We start from the raw sequence: 1237 nt of genomic DNA, 5'->3' as shown, positions 1-1237 counted from the left end.
AACCACCCAACTCACCCACGCCCTCGCCCACACCTGGACCCACAACACCCCCACCACCACAACCACCAAAACCCCCACCCCCCACCACACCCCCCACCACACCCCCCTCCCCACCTACCCCTTCCAACACCAGCACTACTGGCTCCACCCGGTCGCCGACACCGGCGACTTCGGACGGCACAGCACCGGACACCCGCTGGTCGGCGGCGCCATCGAACTACCGGGCAGCGACGCCCTGGTGCTCACCGGACGGGTCTCCCTCGAAGCGCAGCCCTGGCTGGCCGACCACGCCGTCCTCGACACCGTCCTGCTCCCCGGCACCGCGTTCCTCGACATCGCCCTGCGGGCGGGGTCCGAGGTCGGCTGCACACACGCGGAGGACATCACCCTCGACAACCCGCTGCTCGTGCCCGAGAACGGCACGGTCGACCTTCAGATCCAGGTCAACTCGCCCGGCGATGACGGCAGTCGGCCCTTCACGATCCACTCCCGCCTCGGCGACGCCGAGTGGATCCGGCACGCCACCGGCGTACTCTCACCCGAAGCGCCGCCGGCACCGCCGACTCGGCCGCACGCGGCCTGGCCGCCTCCGACCGCCACGCGCCTGCCGATCGCGGACCTCTACGGGCAACTGGCCGGACGCGGCTACACCTACGGACCCGCGTTCCAGGGCCTTCGGGCCGCCTGGCAGGACGCCGACGGCCTGTACGCCGAAGTGGAACTGACCGAGGACGTCAGCGAGGCCGGCTTCGGGGTCCACCCCGCACTGCTCGACGCGGCGCTCCACGTGCGGCTCGCGTCCAGCGGTGACGGCATGGACCTGGAGCTGCCGTTCTCCTGGTCGGGCGTCAGCCTCCACAGCTCCGGTGCGCGAACGCTCCGCGCCCGGATGACCCTCGCGGACGACGCCACGATCGCCCTGGAGGTGACGGACCCGGACGGCAAGCCGGTCCTCACCGTCGACGCCCTGGCCACACGGCCGGTGGACGCGGCGAAGCTCGTGTCAGGCGACCTCGCGCCGCTGGTGTTGGAGTGGGTCCCCGTCACCACCGACACCACACCCACCACCACACCCACCACCCCCGACCTCCTCGTCATCCACCCCCAGGACGACACCACCCCACTCCACGACCAACTCACCACCGCCCACCACACCGCCGAACACACCCTCACCCGCATCCAGGAATGGCTCGCCCAGGACCGCACCGACGACGCCCACCTCGTCATCATCACCCGC

Annotated in this window: 1 protein-coding gene; it reads left to right on the top strand. The window is 71.3% G+C overall.

Features of this window, described 5'->3' with window-relative positions:
* The coding region (locus ACZ7BZ_RS38330) for a polyketide synthase dehydratase domain-containing protein (RefSeq protein WP_470362419.1) at positions 1 to 1237 on the top strand (1237 nt) is incomplete at both ends.

This window comes from Kitasatospora sp. NPDC036934 (genome assembly GCF_055608425.1).
Note: the sequence above shows the minus strand (reverse complement) of the source record. Positions and strands in the feature narration are given on the sequence as shown.